Source organism: Streptomyces sp. NPDC051913 (assembly GCF_044593635.1).
In the GTDB taxonomy this organism is placed as follows: domain Bacteria; phylum Actinomycetota; class Actinomycetes; order Streptomycetales; family Streptomycetaceae; genus Streptomyces.
Map to the genome: position 1 here is coordinate 193,394 of NZ_JBIUCI010000003.1, position 18,230 is coordinate 211,623.

Annotated in this window: 17 protein-coding genes; 7 read left to right on the forward strand and 10 right to left on the reverse strand. The window is 71.6% G+C overall.

The features are described 5' to 3' along the window. Positions 1 to 70: 70 nt before the first annotated feature. Together ACIHIX_RS09825 and ACIHIX_RS09830 are read right to left on the reverse strand one after the other, a co-directional pair. Positions 71 to 1,018, reverse strand: a complete 948-nt coding sequence (locus ACIHIX_RS09825; protein ID WP_399952406.1) for a DMT family transporter — start codon at positions 1,016 to 1,018, stop codon at positions 71 to 73. Further along, positions 1,015 to 1,626 (reverse strand): TetR/AcrR family transcriptional regulator, encoded by a 612-nt coding sequence (locus ACIHIX_RS09830; protein WP_399952409.1) that lies wholly within the window; start codon positions 1,624 to 1,626, stop codon positions 1,015 to 1,017. The genes ACIHIX_RS09825 and ACIHIX_RS09830 overlap by 4 nt, the downstream gene beginning before the upstream one ends. A gap of 143 nt (positions 1,627 to 1,769) precedes the next feature. Between ACIHIX_RS09830 and ACIHIX_RS09835 the strand changes: the two genes are divergently transcribed. The 3 genes from ACIHIX_RS09835 to ACIHIX_RS09845 all read left to right on the forward strand — a co-directional run bounded on the left by ACIHIX_RS09835 (position 1,770) and on the right by ACIHIX_RS09845 (position 3,702). Beyond that, positions 1,770 to 2,771: a formylglycine-generating enzyme family protein gene (locus ACIHIX_RS09835; RefSeq protein ID WP_399952412.1), complete on the forward strand. Its 1,002-nt coding sequence runs from the start codon at positions 1,770 to 1,772 to the stop codon at positions 2,769 to 2,771. A 141-nt stretch (positions 2,772 to 2,912) separates the two neighbouring features. Continuing rightward, a complete protein-coding gene (locus ACIHIX_RS09840; protein ID WP_399952414.1) occupies positions 2,913 to 3,236 on the forward strand; it encodes a zinc-ribbon domain-containing protein in 324 nt (107 codons plus the stop codon). Next, positions 3,226 to 3,702: an O-methyltransferase gene (locus ACIHIX_RS09845; protein WP_399953750.1), complete on the forward strand. Its 477-nt coding sequence runs from the start codon at positions 3,226 to 3,228 to the stop codon at positions 3,700 to 3,702. Before ACIHIX_RS09840 ends, ACIHIX_RS09845 begins: the two co-directional genes overlap by 11 nt. Here ACIHIX_RS09845 and ACIHIX_RS09850 read toward each other — a convergent pair. Beyond that, complete coding sequence (locus ACIHIX_RS09850) at positions 3,692 to 4,492, reverse strand: NAD(P)H-dependent oxidoreductase (RefSeq protein WP_399952417.1); 801 nt, start codon at positions 4,490 to 4,492, stop codon at positions 3,692 to 3,694. The two genes, ACIHIX_RS09845 and ACIHIX_RS09850, sit on opposite strands and share 11 nt — an antisense overlap. 125 nt (positions 4,493 to 4,617) lie before the next feature. Between ACIHIX_RS09850 and ACIHIX_RS09855 the strand changes: the two genes are divergently transcribed. After that, entirely contained in the window at positions 4,618 to 5,451 is an 834-nt protein-coding gene (locus ACIHIX_RS09855; RefSeq protein WP_399952420.1) for a helix-turn-helix transcriptional regulator, read from the forward strand. 414 nt (positions 5,452 to 5,865) lie between these two features. Here ACIHIX_RS09855 and ACIHIX_RS09860 read toward each other — a convergent pair whose 3' ends face one another. Together ACIHIX_RS09860 and ACIHIX_RS09865 are read right to left on the reverse strand one after the other, a co-directional pair. After that, positions 5,866 to 6,573 (reverse strand): TIGR03943 family putative permease subunit, encoded by a 708-nt coding sequence (locus tag ACIHIX_RS09860; RefSeq protein ID WP_399952422.1) that lies wholly within the window; start codon positions 6,571 to 6,573, stop codon positions 5,866 to 5,868. Then, positions 6,570 to 7,595, reverse strand: a complete 1,026-nt coding sequence (locus ACIHIX_RS09865) for a permease (protein WP_399952425.1) — start codon at positions 7,593 to 7,595, stop codon at positions 6,570 to 6,572. The genes ACIHIX_RS09860 and ACIHIX_RS09865 overlap by 4 nt, the downstream gene beginning before the upstream one ends. 218 nt (positions 7,596 to 7,813) lie before the next feature. Between ACIHIX_RS09865 and ACIHIX_RS09870 the strand changes: the two genes are divergently transcribed. Further along, complete coding sequence (locus ACIHIX_RS09870; RefSeq protein ID WP_399952428.1) at positions 7,814 to 9,712, forward strand: NAD-binding protein; 1,899 nt, start codon at positions 7,814 to 7,816, stop codon at positions 9,710 to 9,712. Positions 9,713 to 10,256: 544 nt separating this feature from the next. Here ACIHIX_RS09870 and ACIHIX_RS09875 read toward each other — a convergent pair. After that, positions 10,257 to 12,116 carry a prolyl oligopeptidase family serine peptidase gene (locus ACIHIX_RS09875; RefSeq protein WP_399952431.1) on the reverse strand — a complete coding sequence of 620 codons (1,860 nt, stop codon included), beginning with the start codon at positions 12,114 to 12,116 and terminating at the stop codon, positions 10,257 to 10,259. Positions 12,117 to 12,274: 158 nt separating this feature from the next. On the opposite strand from ACIHIX_RS09875, the gene ACIHIX_RS09880 reads away from it, so the two are divergent. Both ACIHIX_RS09880 and ACIHIX_RS09885 read left to right on the forward strand, forming a co-directional pair. Then, on the forward strand, positions 12,275 to 12,649 hold the full coding sequence (locus ACIHIX_RS09880; protein WP_399952434.1) for a nuclear transport factor 2 family protein: 375 nt from the start codon (positions 12,275 to 12,277) through the stop codon (positions 12,647 to 12,649). A gap of 52 nt (positions 12,650 to 12,701) precedes the next feature. Then, on the forward strand, positions 12,702 to 13,487 hold the full coding sequence (locus tag ACIHIX_RS09885) for an SURF1 family protein (protein WP_399952437.1): 786 nt from the start codon (positions 12,702 to 12,704) through the stop codon (positions 13,485 to 13,487). A 55-nt stretch (positions 13,488 to 13,542) separates the two neighbouring features. Here the strand turns inward: ACIHIX_RS09885 and ACIHIX_RS09890 are convergent, their stop codons facing one another. The 4 genes from ACIHIX_RS09890 to ACIHIX_RS09905 all read right to left on the reverse strand — a co-directional run bounded on the left by ACIHIX_RS09890 (position 13,543) and on the right by ACIHIX_RS09905 (position 18,080). Beyond that, complete coding sequence (locus tag ACIHIX_RS09890) at positions 13,543 to 14,700, reverse strand: hypothetical protein (protein WP_399952439.1); 1,158 nt, start codon at positions 14,698 to 14,700, stop codon at positions 13,543 to 13,545. Beyond that, on the reverse strand, positions 14,697 to 15,272 hold the full coding sequence (locus ACIHIX_RS09895; RefSeq protein WP_079309383.1) for a SigE family RNA polymerase sigma factor: 576 nt from the start codon (positions 15,270 to 15,272) through the stop codon (positions 14,697 to 14,699). The genes ACIHIX_RS09890 and ACIHIX_RS09895 overlap by 4 nt, the downstream gene beginning before the upstream one ends. 460 nt (positions 15,273 to 15,732) lie before the next feature. Beyond that, positions 15,733 to 16,803: an aspartate-semialdehyde dehydrogenase gene (locus tag ACIHIX_RS09900; protein WP_399952442.1), complete on the reverse strand. Its 1,071-nt coding sequence runs from the start codon at positions 16,801 to 16,803 to the stop codon at positions 15,733 to 15,735. Beyond that, entirely contained in the window at positions 16,803 to 18,080 is a 1,278-nt protein-coding gene (locus tag ACIHIX_RS09905; RefSeq protein WP_399952445.1) for an aspartate kinase, read from the reverse strand. Before ACIHIX_RS09905 ends, ACIHIX_RS09900 begins: the two co-directional genes overlap by 1 nt. Positions 18,081 to 18,230 lie beyond the last annotated feature (150 nt).

Genomic DNA, 18,230 nt, shown 5'->3' on the forward strand with positions numbered 1-18,230 from the left:
GCGTTCGTCGGGCGGCCGAAGAACGCGAGGTCAGCGGGCCCGGGACTCAGTTGTGTCGTGAGGGGGTCGTTCAGAGGGTGTCCAGTGTCGGTGTTGGGGTTGGGGTTTGTTGGGGTGCTGGGTTGGTGGTGGTCAGTGTCGCCAGGCATGCGACGACCAGGGCTATGCCGGTCCAGGCCAGGGTGGGGAGGTGTTCGTTCAGGAGTAGGACGGCCAGTAGTGCCGCTACCGCCGGTTCCAGGAGGGACAGGGTGGTTGCGGTGCTAGCGGGGATGTGGGTCAGGCCGCGGCCGAAGAGGACGTAGCCGAGGAACATCGGGATCAGGGCCATGTAGGCGCCTACGGCTGCGTTGGGCCAAGAGGTGAGGAGGGGGGCGCCTGTGGTGAGGAGGATCGGGAGGAGCAGGACGCCGCCTGTTCCGAATATCGTGCCCATGGCCGCTGGTGACGCTATGCCCTTGTTGATCAGGCGGTGGGCCGTCCAGGAGTAGAGGGCGTAGGTGCCGCCCGCTATCAGGCCCAGGCATACGCCCAGCACCGTTCCGGTGGCGGATTCCGTGCCCTTCGATGCGTCTGTTGCTTTCGCCGCGCACAGGAGTGCCGTTCCTGTCAGGCCCAGCGCCGCGCCTGCCATCCAGCGCGGGGTCAGGCGGTGGCCGTCCGCGGTGCGTTCTATCAGGGCCGAGGCGAGCGGCGCCGAGCCGATCGACACCACCGTTCCCGTTGCTACGCCGGCCAGGTGCATGGAGCTGTAGAACGCCAAGGGGTAGGCGGCCACGGCCAGTGCGCCCAGGAGGACGATGCCGGACTGTGCTCGCAGGTTCTCGGACTCTCTGCGGATGCTCGGGGCCGCTGCCAAGGCTTGCAGTAGTCCGCCTGCTCCCATGGCCACCGCTCCGATCGCCAGCGGGCCCACCTCCGGCGCGAACGTCGCCGCCGTGCCCGTCGTGCCCCACAGCAGCGATGCCAGTAGGACGCATACCGTGCCGGTGAGGTGATGGCTGGTGAAGGGACTCACAGGCGGTCCAGCATTTCCGCGGCCATCTTGCGGGCGTGCTGGAGGCGGGTGTCCGCGCCTTCCAGGCCTGCCCTCGCCATCGCTCCCTCCAGCAGGAACGACAGGTGCTCCGCCGTCGCGCGGGTCTGTTCCGGTGCTTGGTCGGGGAGCAGTTCTGTCAGGTGGGTGGACAGGAGCCTCTCGACTTCTTCCTTGTGGCGGCGTACCACCGCCCGGCCCTCGTCGTCCGCGGGCAGCTCCGCCGCGGCGTTCAGCAGGCCGCAGCCTCTGAAGCCGTGCTCGTAGGCGAAGTTGGCGTGGTCCGCGTACGCGTCGAAGACGGCCAGTACGCCGGCCCGCGCGTCCGGGGCTGCCGCCAGGCGGCGGGTGTAGAGGTCCAGCCACTCCTCGTGTCGTGCGTCGAGGTAGGCCCTGACCAGGTCGGCCTTGGAGGAGAAGTTGTTGTAGAGGCTCATCTTCGCCACGCCCGCCTCGGCGGTGATCGCGTCGATGCCCGTCGCCGACACGCCGTCCGCGTAGAAGCGTCGCGCGGCTGCCGCGAGCAGCCGTTCCCTTGCGGCGCCCCGGCGTCTGCGGGGCTTCGGTGCCGTGGTCTCGGGGGGAGCCATGACAGCCCCTTTCCATTAAGTAATTAGGTAGGTCAGTCTACCTAATTAATGACCGGGCGCTTCCGGGGGGCCTCTCAGGAAGTCCCTGTACGTTCGGCGGAGTCAGCCGGGCCCAGGACCGGCCCCCGAGGAGCGGAAACGTCATGAGCGAAGCCCAGGCAAGCGGGCACTGCTGTATGCCCTCGGTCGCCGGGCAGTCGGTCGGTGACGCGGGACGGGTGCAGCCCCCGCGACAGCAAGCCGACCCGGCAGACCCGCCGGATCCGGCAGATCCGGCAGATCCGGCAGACGTCCTGCTACCCGGCGGTGAGTTCCTCATGGGCGCCGAGGACCCCGACGGCGTCGCGGGGGACGGGGAGGGGCCGGTTCGGAGGGTGCGGGTCGCGTCGTTTCGTATCGATGCGCACGCCGTCAGCAACGCGCGGTTCGCCGCCTTCGTCGCCGACACCGGGTACCGCACCGACGCCGAGCGCCTCGGGTGGTCGTACGTCTTCGCCGGGTTTCTGCCTGCCGCGTTGCGGCGTGGGGCGGCTCGGCCCGAGGCGACTCCCTGGTGGTGTGCGGTGGGTGGGGCCAGTTGGCGGGAGCCCGAGGGGGCCGGCAGTGGGGTGGCGGGGCGGGAGGACCATCCCGTGGTCCATGTGTCCTGGTACGACGCCGCCGCCTACGCCGCCTGGGCCGGGAAGCGGCTGCCCACCGAGGCCGAGTGGGAGTACGCGGCCCGGGGCGGGCTGGAGCAGCGGCGTTATCCGTGGGGGGACGAGCTCGATCCGGCGGGTGAACACCCGTACCGGTGCAATATCTGGCGCGGGGTCTTCCCGACCAGGAACACCGCCGCCGACGGGTATCGGGGGACCGCGCCCGTCGACGCCTTCGCACCCAACGGGTTCGGGCTGTACAACATGTCCGGCAACGTGTGGGAGTGGTGCGCCGACTGGTGGGCCGTCGGACATCAGGGCCGGCCCGACCGTCCCCTCGTCAACCCGCAAGGACCCCCCGACGGCACCCGCAAAGTCATCCGCGGCGGCTCCCACCTGTGCCACGCCTCCTACTGCAACCGCTACCGCGTCGCCGCCCGCACCGCCAACACCCCGGACAGTTCCAGCGGGCACACCGGGTTCCGGTGTGTCGCGTCCGCCCCTTGAGCCGGAGGCTTGCTCGCGGTCGTACGGCATCCCCGCCATTGTCGGCCTGACGTCCCGCCGAGGCGACCCGGGTCAACCACGCGAGCCGTAGCCTTGGGCCGCAGGAATCGACCCGATGAGCCCGCTAAGGACGTCCACCCAATGATCATCTTCGGCACCAAGGGATACCTCTACCAGCTCGCGATACTCACGCTGGTCTGCGGCGGCTGTGGCAACCCCGCCGCCCACACCCTCAGGAAGCGCGTCACGAAGTTCACGCTGTTCTTCGTGCCGCTGTTCCCGATCTCGACCAAGTACGCGACGCAGTGCACCTTCTGCGGCACGGAGGTGAAGATCGGCAAGGAGCAGGCCGAGCAGCTCCAGGCGCAGGCGGCGGGCGCCCAGGCCGGACAGGGACAGGGACAGGGCCACGGGTACGGGCCGGGGCAGGGGTACGGGCAGCCGCAGCAGCCGTATCAGTCCTGAGGAACTCGATGGTGCGGCGGCCGGGCTTCCGGAGCATCAAGTCGCCGCCAACCAGGGCAAGTTGCTCCACCTGATCGCGCGCGTCCAAGGGGCGCGTTCGGTGCTGGAGATCGGCACCCTCGGCGGTTACAGCACCATCTGGCTGGCCCGCGCCCTGCCCGGGGGCGGGCGGCTGGTGACGCTGGAGGCCGATGAGCGGTGCGCCGAGGTGGCCCGGGCCAACGTGGCGCGGGCCGGGCTCGGGGACGTCGTCGAGCTGCGGCCCGGCAGTGTCATCGTCGGCGACAACGTCGTCCGGGACGGTGCCGTCACCGACCCCGACCCCGACAGCGACGACCCCCGCGTCCAGGGCATCCGCCGGTTCACCGAACTCATCGCCGAGGAGCCCCGGTTGACGGCCACGACCGTGCAGACCGTCGGATCCAAGGGGTACGACGGTTTCACGCTCGCCCTCGTCACCGGCTGAGCCCGGGGCGGGGAGCCGGGCGCGTGTGCAGGTCCAGGCCTTCCGTGCCCGGGCGCTCCCGTCCCGGCAGCAGCCGCATGTCGTGGTCGTAGTCGCCGCCCGTGAGGGGGCGGAACGGGACCGGGGTCTCCGTGAACAGGGCGTCCAGGCGGCGTGCGTACGCCTCGCGGGCCGGGGCGTAGCGCTCGGCGGGCATGCGGTCCGTGTCGTACACCGCGAAGGGTTCGAGCGGGGTCATGCCGGTGAACCAGAACAGGCCGTGCTGGAGCGGGTGGAGTACGTCGGTGAGGCGGCCGTGGATGCCCCGGTCCGAGAACGCCGTCTCGCGGGCGCCCAGCGTCACCGAGAGCAGGGCCCGGCGGCCGGCCAGGGCGCTGCCGTTGTCGTCGTACGGCGGCGGGACCTCCGGGCCGTAGCCGAAACCGCTGGTGAACACCCGGTCGATCCAGCCCTTCAGGATCGCCGGGGTCGAGAACCACCACATCGGGAACTGCAGGATCAGCGCGTCCGACCAGCGGATCTTCTCCTGTTCCGCGGCGATGTCCGGGGCGAGGCGGCCGCTCAGCGTGGCCTCTTCGGAGTCGCGCATCACGTGCAGGCGGCGATCCTCCTGGGACACGTGGTCCGGGAAGTCGTCGGCGTCGACCGTCGGCTTCCACTTCATCGCGTACAGGTCGGAGAGCCGTACCTCGTGGCCCGCGGCCCGCAGGTGGTCGACGGCGAAGGCGGTCAACGCCGCGTTCAGGGAACGGGGTTCGGGGTGGGCGCTGACGATCAGGATCCTCTTCATGTCGCCACGGTCTCCCGGCGGCCGAGGCGTAGCCAGAACCCTCTTCGACCGGTGGAACGCCAGTCCTGGTACTGCGAGGGCCACTCACCGCCGATGGCTCCACACCGCCCCGCATACTGGAAGTCATGGACGACGGGATCTACGACAGCCGACGTGCCCTCGGTGGATTTCTGCGCGCCCGTCGTGGGCGGGTCACCCCGGAGACGGTCGGTCCCGCCGGAGTGAGCAGGCGGCGTCGGGTGCGGGGGCTGCGGCGCGAGGAACTGGCCCAGCTCGCCGGGATCAGCGTGGACTACTACGTCCGTCTCGAACAGGGGCGGGCCACCCAGCCGTCCGTCGAGGTGCTCGACGCCCTGGCCCGTGCGCTCGGCCTCGACGCGGCGGAGCGGCGGCATCTGGACACCCTGGCCGCCGCGCGGCCCGACCCCGTGCCGAGGACCCGGATCGGGCCCGGGCTGCGGCGGGCGATCGACGCGATGGAGGGGCTGCCCGTCTTCGCCACCGACCACCGGCTCGACGTGGTCGCCTGGAACCGGCTCGGTGCCGCGCTGATGGGAGGCCTGGACGTGCCCGGCCGTCGCGACGCCAACAACGCCCGGTTCGTCTTCCTCGACCCCGCCGCCCGGGATCTGCACCCCGACTGGGCGGACCGGGCCGCCGAGGCCGTGGGGCAGCTGCGGGTCGCAATCGGGCGCCATCCCGACGACCGTGAGCTGACCGGTCTCATCGCCGAACTGGCCGACGTCAGCCCGGAGTTCCGGCGGATCTGGGACTCCGGCGAGGTCACCATGTGCGCGGCGGGACGCAAACGGCTCCGCCATCCCGTCGTCGGGCTGCTGGAGCTGGACTTCGAGACCCTGCACGTGCCGGCGGGGCCCGGGGAGCCCGGGCTGGTCCTGCATGTGTTCAGCGCGGCGGAGGACAGCCCGGAGGCCGCCGCCCTGCGAACACTGGCCTAGTCGGTCGCCGACGCCTCGCGGGTGCTGACCTGGCCGGCCGCCGGTCGCCGGTCGCCCGCCGAGAACTGACCCGGCCGATCACCAACGCCCCGCAGATGCTGCCCCGGCCCGTCGCCGATCGCCCTGCCGAGAACCGACCCGGCCGATCACCAACGCCCCACAGACGCTGACCCGGCCCGTCGCCGATCGCGCTGCCTAAAACCGACCCGACCGATCACCGACACCCCACAGACGCTGACCCGGCCCGCCGCCAGTCGCCCGCCGCGAACTGACCCGGCCGATCACCAACGCCCCACAGACGCTGACCCGGCTCGTCGCCAGTCGCCCGCCGCGAACCGGCCCGGCCGGTCGCCGACGCCCCGCGGGGGCTGGCCCGGTCGGTCGCCTTCGCCTGCGGGAACCAGCCCAGCCCGGTCAGTTGTTCCAGGTCTCGTCGTACGGGTCCTTGGGCGTCGCCACCGGGCGGGCCGAGGTGACCTTCAGATACGGGATGGGGCCGTTGTTGACCGGGTCCGTGGTGCGCTCGGGGGTGTAGCCGCCGGTGACCTCAAGCCAGGCGTCCGGTTGCAGCACCGGCGGTATCTTCCCGGTCAGCGCGATCTTGACCGGCTGGGCGTCCGCGGCACAGCAGTTGAGGGCCATGCGGACGAGGTAGGGGCGGCCGGACCTGTCCAGGGCGACGAAGCCGGTGACCTTGATCTCGCGTCCGCGCAGCTCACGGCCGTGGTCGTAGACCGCGCGGCCCGCGTAGTCGGCGACACCGAGGCGCAGCGGGCCGGTGGCGGGCAGGTCCTCGTAGCCGTACGCCTGCTGGAGGGCCGTGCCCGTGCGCATGGCGCTGTAGGAGCCGAGGGCGGGCGGGGCGACGAGGACCAGGGCGAGCAGGGGAAGGATCAGGAGCCAGGAGACCCGGGGCTCGGGGTGGTGGTGGTCGTCGTCGTGAGTGGTCCGGCGTTCGTACCAGAGCGTCGCCAGCGCCGCCGCGATCAGGACCGCGCCGGAGAGCAGGAGCAGCGGGCGCAGACCCGCCTTGACGTAGCGCAGGTAGAGGTCGGTGGAGCCCGCGTGCAGCAGGGTCGCGCCGAGCAGGAACATGACCGCCGACTGTGCGTGCCGGTTCACAGCAGCACCGCCCCCGTCAGCACCGCCACCAGGACGGCCAGGGCGAAGGTGGCGGGCGCGAAGCGGAGCGCGAAGCCGCGGCCGAAGGTGCCCGCCTGCATCGCGAACAGCTTGAGGTCGATCATCGGGCCGACCGTCAGGAACGCCAGCCGCGCGGTCAGCGAGAACTGCGACAGCGACGCCGCCACGAACGCGTCCGCCTCCGAGCAGATCGACAGCAGGACGGCGAGGACGGCGAGGGCCAGCACGGACACCACCGGGTTGCCGGCCGCCGTACGCAGCCACTGCTCCGGTACGACCGCCTTCAGCGTCGCCGCCGCCATCGCACCGACGACCAGGAATCCCCCGGCGTGCGTCACGTCGTGCCGTACCGAACCCCAGAACGCCGCGCCTCTGCCTTGGCCGTCGTAGGCGGCACGGGTCGGTGGGCGCAGCCAGTCCGCGCGGCCCAGGCGCAGCCACAGCCAGCCCATCGCGCAGGCGGTCAGCAGGCCCGCGACCAGACGGGCCAGCACCATCTCCGGGTTCCGCGGGAAGGCGACGGCCGTCGCCGTCAGCACGATCGGGTTGATCGCCGGGGCGGAGAGCAGGAAGGCCAGCGCGGCGGCCGGGGTGACGCCCCGTCGTACCAGCGCCCCGGCCACCGGCACCGACGCGCACTCGCAGCCCGGCAGCACCGCCCCCGCCACCCCGGCGACCGGCACCGCCAGCGCCGGGTTCTTCGGCAGCGCGCGGGCGAAGAACGCCGGCGGCACGAACACCGCGATCGCCGCCGACAGCAGTACGCCGAGCACGAGGAACGGCAGCGCCTGCACGGTGACCGCCACGAACACCGTCATCCAGCTCTGCATCACGGGGGCGGCCAGCGCGCCACGGATCGGGCCCTGGAGCAGCAGGACCAGAAGCAGGAGCATGGTGAGGAGGAGGGGGGAGTTCAGGTGGCGGGCCTGTTCATCACCCTTGGGCGGCGGGGGTGGCGTCGGTTCCGCCGCCGCGGGCGGGGCTTCTTCGGTGATCGCCACGGGCGAGGTACCTCCGGTGGTGCGCGCGGGCGCGGGTTTCACGTGGTTTCCCTCCCTTTCAGTACGGCGGTCCCGGCGCGGGTGTTCAGCGCGTTCCGATCACTTCTGGAACCACCCGTCTCATTGAGGCAGTCTTTTCCCTCGTGGCGAGCCTTCCGCAGCAGAGTCAGCAAGGTCAGCATGGTCAACAGAGTCGGCAGGGTGACACAGCCGCGCACATGGTGGTGTGCGGGGACGACGGGCTCGCCCACCGGCTGGCCGCCGAGTTGCGGGGTGTGTACGGGGAGCAGGTCACCCTCGTCGTACCGGCGGCCGAGCGGACCGTACGGCCGCCCGTGGTCGGGCGGGCCCGGGCCGCCTCGGCGGCGCTGCTGGACCGGGTGGTGAACGCCGCCGCCGGGCGGACCGGCGGGAGTGAACCCGTCGGTGGCGAACGGCTGGTGGAGGCCGCGGAGGCGACCGAGGCCGTGCTCGCCGACGCGGGTGTGGAGCGGGCCGCCGCGCTGGCGCTCGTGTACGACGACGACGAGACCAACATCCGTGCGGCGCTGACCGCCCGCCGGCTCAACCCTCGGCTGCGGCTCGTACTGCGGTTGTACAACCGGCGGTTGGGCCAGCACATCGAGGAACTCCTCGATCAGGCCGCGGCCTTGGCCGCAGGTGACGACAGCGGCGGTGGCTTCGATGCCTCGACGACCGTGCTGTCCGACGCCGATACCGCCGCACCGGCGCTGGTGGCCTCCGCTGTCGCCGGGACCAGCAAGGTCGTACAGACGGACGGGTTGTTGCTGCGGGCGGTGGAGCGGGTGCCGGGGCAGGGGGGTGGGGCGGGGCTTGCCACGTTGGCGCTCCTGTCCGGGACCGGTAATGGTGTCGGAGGCGGTGCCGGTGCCGATGGCGGTGTCGCCGGGGAGCAGGGGCCCGAGTTGCTGCCGGACGCGGTCGCGGTGCGGGACGCGGTGGGGCGCGGCACCGTGGTGCTGGAGCAGGTGTCGTACGCGGGGCCGTCGTTGCCCGCGGGGCGGGGTGGGGTCGTGCCGCCGTTCGCCTCGTTGTTCTCGCGGCGGTTGCGGTGGTCGCTGGCCGGGCTGGTCGGGTGTGTCGCGGCGCTCGCCGTCGCGCTGTCCGTCGTGACGGGTGAGCATCCGCTGTTCGCGACGTACGAGACACTGCTCGATCTCTTCGCCATCAACGATCCCGCGCTCGGGGCGCCGATCGGGCGGCAGATCCTGCAACTCCTCGCCGGGTTGGTGGGGTTGCTGCTGCTGCCGGTGCTGCTGGCCGCGGTGCTGGAGGCGCTCGGGACCTTCCGGTCCGCGTCGGCGCTGCGGAAACCTCCTCGGGGGCTGGGTGGGCATGTGGTGCTCCTCGGGCTCGGAAAGATCGGTACGCGGGTGCTGACCCGGTTGCGGGAGCTGGACATTCCCGTGGTGTGTGTCGAGGCGGGGCCGGAGGCTCGGGGGCTGGCGACGGCTCGGCGGTTGCGGGTGCCGGTGGTGCTCGGGGATGTGACGCAGGAGGGGGTGCTGGAGGCCGCGAAGATCCATCGGGCGCATGCGTTGCTGGCGGTGACCAGTTCCGATACGACGAATCTTGAGGCCGCGTTGTACGCGCGGTCCGTGCGGCCCGATCTGCGGGTGGTGCTGCGGCTGTACGACGACGACTTCGCGACGGCGGTGTACCGGACGCTGCGGGCGGCGCATCCGCGGGCGTCGACGCGGAGTCGGAGTGTTTCTCATCTGGCCGCGCCCGCGTTCGCCGGGGCGATGATGGGGCGGCAGATTCTGGGGGCGATTCCGGTGGAGCGGCGGGTGTTGCTGTTCGCGGCGCTGGAGGTGGGCGGGCATCCGCAGTTGGAGGGGCGGACTGTGGGTGAGGCGTTTCGGGCGGGGGCGTGGCGGGTGCTGGCCTTGGACACGGCCCCCTCCGGTTCCGGGTCGTCGGAGCCGGCTGTGGAGGGGGCGTACGAGGAGGCGGCGGTGGCTTCGGGGCTGGTGTGGGATCTGCCGGACACGTATGTGCTGAAGGCGGCGGATCGGGTGGTGTTGGCGGCTACGCGGAGGGGGTTGGCGGAGTTGCTGGGGCGGCGGGGGGAGCGGGAGCGGGCGGGGGCGTAGGGGGGTGCGGGCTGCTGGGGCTGGGCGGGGGCGTGGTGGAGTGCGGTTCGCTGGGGCTGGGCTGGGGGCGTGGTCAAGGTGCGGTCCGCTGGGGCTGGGCGGGGGTGGGTTTTCGCTTGCCCGCGCTGGCGGGGTGCCGCTGCGCCCACCCGTGCCGCCCCAGCGGCACGACTGCCCGCAGCTACGTAGGCAGACTGGCCGCAGCTAGGCAGCCAGACTGGCCGATACCGCTGCCCGGGCGGGCACCGACCCTGCCGCGCGGCTGCCCGCAGCTAGGTAGGCGGACTGGCCGGTGCCGCTGCCTGGGCGGGCGCCGACCCCGCCGCACGACTGCCCGCAGCTACGTAGGCAGACTGGCCGCAGCTAGGCAGCCAGACTGGCCGATGCCGCTGCCTGGGCGGGCACCGACCCCGCCGCGCGGCTGCCCGCAGCTACGTAGGCGGACTGGCCGGTGCCGCTGCTTGGGTGGGCGCCGGCCCTGCCGGGTGGCTGGCCGCAGGTGCGGTGGATGTCTGTGGGCAGGGTGGATGGGCTGTGCCCGCGGCTATGCAGACGCGTTGTTGCCCAAGTGCCGCTCCGCGAAGTCCAGTTCCAACCTCACCTGTTTGATGCGCTCGTCCACCACCAGCGAACCGTGGCCCGCGTCGTAGCGGTACACCTCGTGGGTTGCGCCTCTTGTCTCCAGGCGCTTCACGTAGTTGTCGATCTGGCGGATCGGGCAGCGGGGGTCGTTGACACCGGCTGAGATGTAGACCGGGGACTTGACCTGGTCGACGTAGGTGAGGGGGGACGAGGCCTCGAAGCGGTCCGGGACTTCCTCCGGGGTGCCGCCCAGGAGGGTGCGGTCCATGGCCTTCAGGGCTTCCATCTCGTCGTGGTACGCCGTGACGTAGTCGGCGACCGGGACCGCGGCGATGCCGAGGGTCCAGGCGTCGGGCTGGGTGCCGAGGCCGAGGAGGGTGAGGTAGCCGCCCCAGGAACCGCCGGTGAGGACGAGACGGGTGGGGTCGGCGAGGCCGGACGTCACCGCCCATTCCCTGACCGCCGCGATGTCCTCCAGCTCGATGAGGCCCACCCGGTGCTTGAGGGCGTCCGTCCAGGCGCGGCCGTAGCCGGTCGAGCCGCGGTAGTTGACGCGGACCACCGCGTAGCCGTGGTCCACCCAGGCCGCCGGGCCCGCCGCGAAGGCGTCGCTGTCGTGCCAGGTCGGGCCGCCGTGGATGTCGAAGACCGTGGGCAGGGGGCCGGTCGCGCCGGCCGGCCTCTGGACCAGGGCGTGGATGCGGCCGCCGGGGCCCTCCACCCACACGTCCTCCACCGGCACCGAGCCCGGGGACTTCATGCCGGGCGGGTCGAGGACGACCGCACCGGAGGTGGAGCGGACCGTCGAGGGCTCGGCCGCCGAAGACCAGAGGTACTCCACGCTGCCGTCGGGGCGGGCCGTGGCCCCGGAGACCGAGCCCGCGGGGGTGGGGATCTTCACCAGGTCGCGGCTCGCCAGGTCGTAGCGGAACAGCTCGCTGCGGGCCTCGAAGCTGTGGGCGATGAGCAGACCCGTGCCGTCCGGGAACCACTCGGCGCTGACGTCACCCGGCAGGTCGAGCGCCAGGTCCGTCTCCTCCCCCGACGTCACGTCCCACACCAGCGGCTCCCAACGCCCCCGGCGCTGATGCCCGATGAGCAGGCGGCTGTCCCCGTCGACCGGCGCGAAGCCGAGGACCTCCAGACCCAGTTCCTCGGTACCGCCCTTGGTGTCGTCCAGTTCGGCGACCGGCGTGCCGTCGAGGCGGACCACGCGCAGCGCCGAGTGCATCGCGTCGCCGTGCTCGGTGTGCTCCAGGGCGATCAGCGAGCCGTCGTGGGAGAGGTCGCCGACACCCGCGGACTCGCGGTGCCGGTAGATCTCCACCGGCGGCTCCGCCGGTGACGCGCCGGTGCGGGCGACATGGATCGTCGTACCGTCCTCGTCGGTCGAGCGGCCCACCACCGCCGTACGGCCGTCGCGACCGAGAGCCAGGCCCGCGGGGTAGGAGGCGTCAAGGCCCGGCGCGGCCGGTTCGTCCGCGCCGCCCGTGAAGGGCTGGCGGCGCCAGACGCCGAACTCGTCGCCGTCCTTGTCGTCGAACCACCAGATCCACGCGCCGTCCGGGGTGAGCACGCCGTCCGTCGTGCCGTTCGGCCGGTCGGTGACCTGGCGTTGGGCGCCGGTGGCGCGGTCCCAGGCGTACAGCTCGTACGTCCCTGTCGCGTTCGACACGAACAGGGAGCGGTCCGGGGCGTCCTCCGCCCAGTCCGGCAGGGAGACCCGGGGCGCCCGGAACCGCTTCTCCCACTCCGGCATCGTCTGCCGCCGGTCGCTCTGCTCGTTCTGCTCGGGCGCCGCGGACCCGTTGCTCTCAGTCATGGGCCCATACTGCCCGCCCGCACAGACAAATCACTGGCGGGGTCCTCAGCCTGTGGACAACTTCGCGGCCCTGCGCGGCACCGGGCCCGCCGCTGCGGGCGGGCGACAGCTGACGCGGGCCGGGGCGATTGTCAGTGGCCGGGTGCAGACTCGTCCGCATGACCGAGCTGCGCAAGACAGTCGAGACCTTCTGGGCCTGTGCGGAGGCGCGGGACTGGGAGACGTTCGCGGGGACGCTGGCCGCGGACGTGGTGTACACGCTGCCGCAGACGCGGGAGCGGGTCAGCGGGCGCGAGCGGTACGTGCGCTTCAACCGGGAGTACCCGGGCGACTGGCATCTGCGGATCGAGCGGATCGTCGCCGAGCCGGAGCAGGTGGTCACCTGGGTGCACTTCACGGTGGGGCTGGAGGAGATGTACGGCATCTCGTTCTTCACGGGGGACGGGGACGGGCGGATAGCCGCGGTCACCGACTTCTGGCCGGAACCGTACGAGCCTCCGGCCGGGCGGGATCATCTCACCGAGCGGTACTGACGGTGCCCACCCCGCGGGTGGGCGCTTGTGGGCTGCCCCGTACCGTTGGGGTGTGTACCGGTTTCTGCTGACGCCCCGTTGGTGGGGGATCAACGTCTTCGTGCTGCTCGCCATTCCCTTCTGTGTGTTCATGGGGTCCTGGCAGCTGAGCCGCTTCGAGGAGCGGATGCAGAGCCACGACCAGGCGACCGCGCAGGCCGCGTCCAACAAGCGGCAGGCCGCGGCCCCGCTGGCCGAGCTGCTGCCCGTGGACCAGGAGACGTCCGGGCGGCAGGCCACCGTGAGCGGGCGGTACGGCACGCAGTTGCTGGTGCCGGGACGGGAGCTGGACGGCAAGCGCGGGTTCTATGTGCTGACGCTGCTGCGCACCGACGGAGGCAAGGCGCTGCCGGTGGTGCGGGGCTGGCTGCCCGGGAACGCCGATCCGGCGAAGGCACCGGCCGCCCCGAAGGGCGAGGTGACCGTCACGGGGCCCTTGCAGGCGTCGGAGCAGCCCGGGGAGAACGGGGTCAGTGCGCAGGGCGGGCTGCCCGCGGGGCAGACCTCGGCGATCAGTGCGGCCTCGCTGGTGAACCTGGTGTCGTACGACCTGTACGACGCGTGGGTCACCCTGGACAAGGCCGATCCGGGGATGAAGACGGTGCCCGCGAGCGCGCCGGCCGACAGCGGGCTGAACCTGAAGGCGTTCCAGAACCTGGGTTACACCGGCGAGTGGTTCGTGTTCGCCGGGTTCGTGGTCTTCATGTGGTTCCGGCTGCTGCGGCGCGAGGTGGAGTTCCTCCGGGACGCGGAGCTGGGTCTTGTGCCCGAGGAGAGCGAGCAGCGAGCGGCTGTTTGACGCCGGTCGGCAGCGCACAGCGCTCCGAACAGCGTCAAAAGCCCCCTCGGGCGTCCTACGACGCCGCCAGCACGCCCGTCCAGTAGATCGTCCCCGCGCACGCGTTGCTCACCGTCGTGGTGGCCGACGCGACGCCGCCCTCGGCGGAGTTGGTGACCGTGACGCTGCCGTCGGCCGTGCCGCCGTCCTCCGTGACGAGCTGGGTGGTCGTGCCCGTGTCGCCGCCGGTGGAGGTGCCCTCCGTGGTGGTGCCGGTGTCGCCGCTCGGGGTCGGGTCGGGGGACGGGTCCGGGTCGCCGCTGTCGACGGGGCAGGTCTCCGAGGGGACCCAGGCGAACTGGACGTCGTAGGAGGCGCCCGGCTGGAGGACCAGGGAGGCGAGTTCCGTGGACGGGTCGGGGAGCGAGGCCGCGGCGTCACCGGCGACATGCCGGACCTGGCCGACCTTCGCGGAGTCCGCCGCGCCCGCCACCGCGAAGCTGATCGAGCCGGGGCCCGCGACCGTGCAGGCGGCCGTGGAGGTGTTGGTGTAGCGGAAGGTGCCGTAGACCGCGCCGGCGGTGTCGGCGGCGCCGGAGCTGGCGGTCGCCGAACCGAGGTCGGCGGCGGTGCAGACGGGGACGCCGACCGTACTGGTCGCGGACGGGTCGGTGGCGCCCGCGGAGCCGCCGCCGGCGCTGGAGCCCTTGCCCTCCGCGTCGCCCTTGTGGTCGCCCTTGTCCTTGTCCTCGACCTTGCCGGAGCTGCCCCCGGAGGTGGACTCGCCGCCGTCGGGACCCTTGCCCTGGCTCGCGCCGCCCTGGGCCTGCGAGTAGTGGCCCGCGTTCAGCGGGTCGGCGTCGGAGCCGGTCGCGCCGGAGACGTGCAACAGGGCCGGGACGGCGGTGCCGATGAAGAGCGCCGCGGCGGCCATGCCCACCAGGGCCTGCCGCTTGCGGGCCCGGCGGGCCGGTACCGCGTGCCGCAGGTGGTCCAGTGTGCCGTCGCGCGGCTCGATCTCCTGGACCGCCTGGTGCAGCATGCGGCGCAGTGCCAGCTCGTCCGAGTCGAGCCCGCTGCCGGGGCTCTGGTCGTCGAGGCCGTGGTTCACAGTTCCGTTCCCAGCGTGTGATTGCTTCGGGGTGTCCTGCCCGTCCCCGCCCGGCTCGTGCCAGTCGAAGGGCTGGTGCAGGTGGCGCCGCCCGTCCCGGCCCGCGTCCTGGTCCCCGCTCATGCCGGTGCCTCCATGGCGACGCGGAGCGCGGCGATGCCGCGGGAGCCGTACGCCTTCACCGAGCCCAGGGATATCCCGAGCGTCTCGGCGACCTGTGCCTCGGTCATGTCCGCGAAGTAGCGCAGGACGAGAACCTCGCGCTGGCGGCGCTGGAGTCCCTTCATCGCCTTGATGAGGGAGTCGCGCTCCAACTGGTCGTACGCCCCCTCCTCGGCGCTCGCCATGTCCGGCATCGGCTTGGACAGCAGCTTCAGTCCGAGGATGCGGCGGCGCAGGGCCGAGCGGGAGAGGTTGACGACGGTCTGGCGCAGATACGCGAGCGTCTTGTCGCGGTCACGGACGCGCTTGCGCGCGGAGTGGACGCGGATGAAGGCCTCCTGGACGACGTCCTCGCAGGAGGCGGTGTCGTCGAGGAGGAGGGCGGCGAGACGCAGCAGGGAGCTGTAGTGCGCCCGGTAGGTCTCGGTGAGGTGGTCGACGGTCGTACCGGCCGCCGTCACATCCTCGGCGCCGTCACGCTGGTTCGGTATGCGGGCGGGCCGCGCTGCGGGCATGGGCGCGATCACCGGCATGCCGCCGGGCGCGCCGGGCATGCGGGGTCGTAGGGCCGCGGGGCGGGGCCGAAGGGCCGTACCGCCACGTGCCGCGCTGAAGTCGAGTACCTCTGCCACGCCTGTTGGACACCGTGACCCCCGTGAGGGTTGTACGTGCCTCGCGTCACTTTTGCGTCGGTCGGCGCGACGCCCTGGGATCCAGCCCCCCGTCTTGTGTCAGGCAGCACTACTGACCGTGCGTCAAGCGCCCTCATGCCTACCCGCTCTTCCCCTATGTCCTGAATGGTTCGGGGCGTCCCCACGCCCCTTGCAGCATCCGCGCGCCCCCTGAAGGGCGTTCGCAAAGACGCTCCCCGCCCTTCGCGTGGTTGCGGAGAGCGGGGAGGAAAATCTTCGGACGACAACGACGTCCACAGCAAGTGGTCCGGACCATCGACCGGCTCACACTTGGTTCACAGATCTTACAAACCCGTCGAGCTCAGCCGCTCTTGAATTCGCCCGCGACCAGCTCGGCGATCTGCGCGGTGTTCAGCGCCGCCCCCTTGCGGAGGTTGTCGCCGCACACGAAGAGTTCGAGGGCGGTCGGGTCGTCGAGGGCCCGGCGCACCCGTCCCACCCAGGTGGGGTCGGTGCCGACGACGTCGGCGGGCGTCGGGAACTCCCCGGCCGCCGGGTTGTCGAACAGCACCACACCCGGCGCGGTGGCGATGATCTCGCGCGCCTTGGCCACGGTGACCTCGCCCTCGAAGCGGGCGTGCACGGTCAGCGAGTGGGTGGTGACCACCGGAACCCGGACGCAGGTGACGGCGACGGGCAGTTCGGGCAGGCCGAGGATCTTGCGGGTCTCGTCCCGCACCTTCATCTCCTCCGACGACCAGCCGTCCTCCCGCAGGGACCCGGCCCACGGCACGACGTTCAGCGCGACGGGCTCCGGGAACGGCCCGGTGTTGTCGCCGACGGCCCGCCGTACGTCCCCGGGGTGCGTCCCCAGTTCCGTACCGGCGACCAGCGCGAGCTGCTGGCGCAGCGTCTCGACCCCGGCCCGGCCGGCCCCGCTCACCGCCTGGTACGAGGACACGACCAGCTCGCGCAGCCCGAACTCGGCGTGCAGCGCGCCCAGGGCGACGATCATCGACAGGGTCGTGCAGTTGGGGTTGGCGATGATGCCGCGCGGTCGCACCCGGGCGGTGTGCGGGTTGACCTCGGGGACGACGAGGGGCACCTCCGGGTCCATCCGGAAGGCGCCCGAGTTGTCCACGACGATCGCGCCGCGCGCCGCGGCGACCGGCGCCCACTGCGCGGAGACCTCGTCGGGTACGTCGAACATGGCGACGTCGACCCCGTCGAAGGCCTCCTCGGTCAGGGCCACCACCTCGACCTCCTCGCCGCGCACGGCCAGCTTGCGGCCGGCCGAGCGCGGGGAGGCGATCAGGCGGATCTCGCCCCAGATGTCCGCGTGCTGGGACAGGATCTGGAGCATGACGGTGCCGACTGCTCCGGTCGCCCCCACGACCGCGAGCGTCGGCCGCGCCGATCCTGTCCCGGCCATCAGCGTCCCGTGCCTCCGTAGACGACGGCCTCGTCGCTGTCGGAGTCGAGCCCGAAGGCGGTGTGCACGGCGCGGACGGCCTCGTTGACGTCGTCGGCGCGGGTGACGACCGAGATACGGATCTCGGAGGTCGAGATCAGCTCGATGTTCACACCCGCCTCGGAGAGCGCCTCGAAGAAGGTCGCGGTCACGCCCGGGTTGGTCTTCATACCGGCGCCGACCAGGGAGATCTTGCCGATCTGGTCGTCGTAGCGCAGCGACTCGAAGCCGATGCCGTCCTTGTGCTTCTCCAGGGCGTCGATGGCCTTGCGACCCTCGGCCTTGGGGAGCGTGAAGGAGATGTCCGTCAGACCGGTGGAGGCGGCGGACACGTTCTGCACGATCATGTCGATGTTGATCTCGGCGTCGGAGATCGCCCGGAAGATCGTGGCGGCCTCGCCCGGCTTGTCCGGCACGCCGACGACCGTCACCTTGGCCTCGGAGGTGTCGTGCGCGACACCGGAGATGATGGCCTGCTCCACGGGCTTGTCCCCTTGCTTGATCGGCTCACTGCTGACCCACGTGCCCTGAAGCCCGCTGAAGCTGGAGCGGACGTGGATCGGGATGTTGTAGCGGCGGGCGTACTCCACACAGCGGTGGAGCAGCACCTTGGAACCGGAGGCCGCGAGCTCCAGCATGTCCTCGAAGGCGATCCAGTCGATCTTCTTCGCCTTCTTCACCACGCGCGGGTCGGCGGTGAACACGCCGTCCACGTCGGTGTAGATCTCGCACACCTCGGCGTCGAGGGCGGCGGCGAGGGCGACGGCGGTGGTGTCGGAGCCACCACGACCCAGGGTCGTGATGTCCTTCTTGTCCTGGCTGACGCCCTGGAAGCCCGCGACGATGGCGATGTTGCCCCGGTCGAGGGACTCCCGGATGCGGCCGGGCGTGACGTCGATGATCCGCGCTTTGTTGTGGACCGAGTCGGTGATGACACCTGCCTGGCTACCGGTGAACGACTGGGCCTCGTGGCCCAGGTTTTTGATCGCCATGGCCAGCAGGGCCATGGAGATACGCTCTCCGGCGGTCAGCAGCATGTCGAACTCACGCCCGGCAGGCATCGGGGATACCTGCTCGGCGAGATCGATCAGCTCGTCCGTCGTGTCGCCCATCGCGGAAACGACGACGACCACCTGGTGGCCGTTCTTCTTCGCTTCCACGATCCGCTTGGCGACGCGCTTGATGCCCTCGGCATCGGCTACGGAGGAGCCTCCGTACTTCTGCACGACAAGGCCCACGTGCGCTCCTCGCTCAGTCAGTCTCTATCCGCACATACGCATATGTACTGCGGTCGGCTCAGTCTATCGAGCGTCCGAAATCGACCTTCGTGAAACCACATGGTGAGACCCGGACGCCCAGCACGACCCTGCCCATCCCCACGATGAACA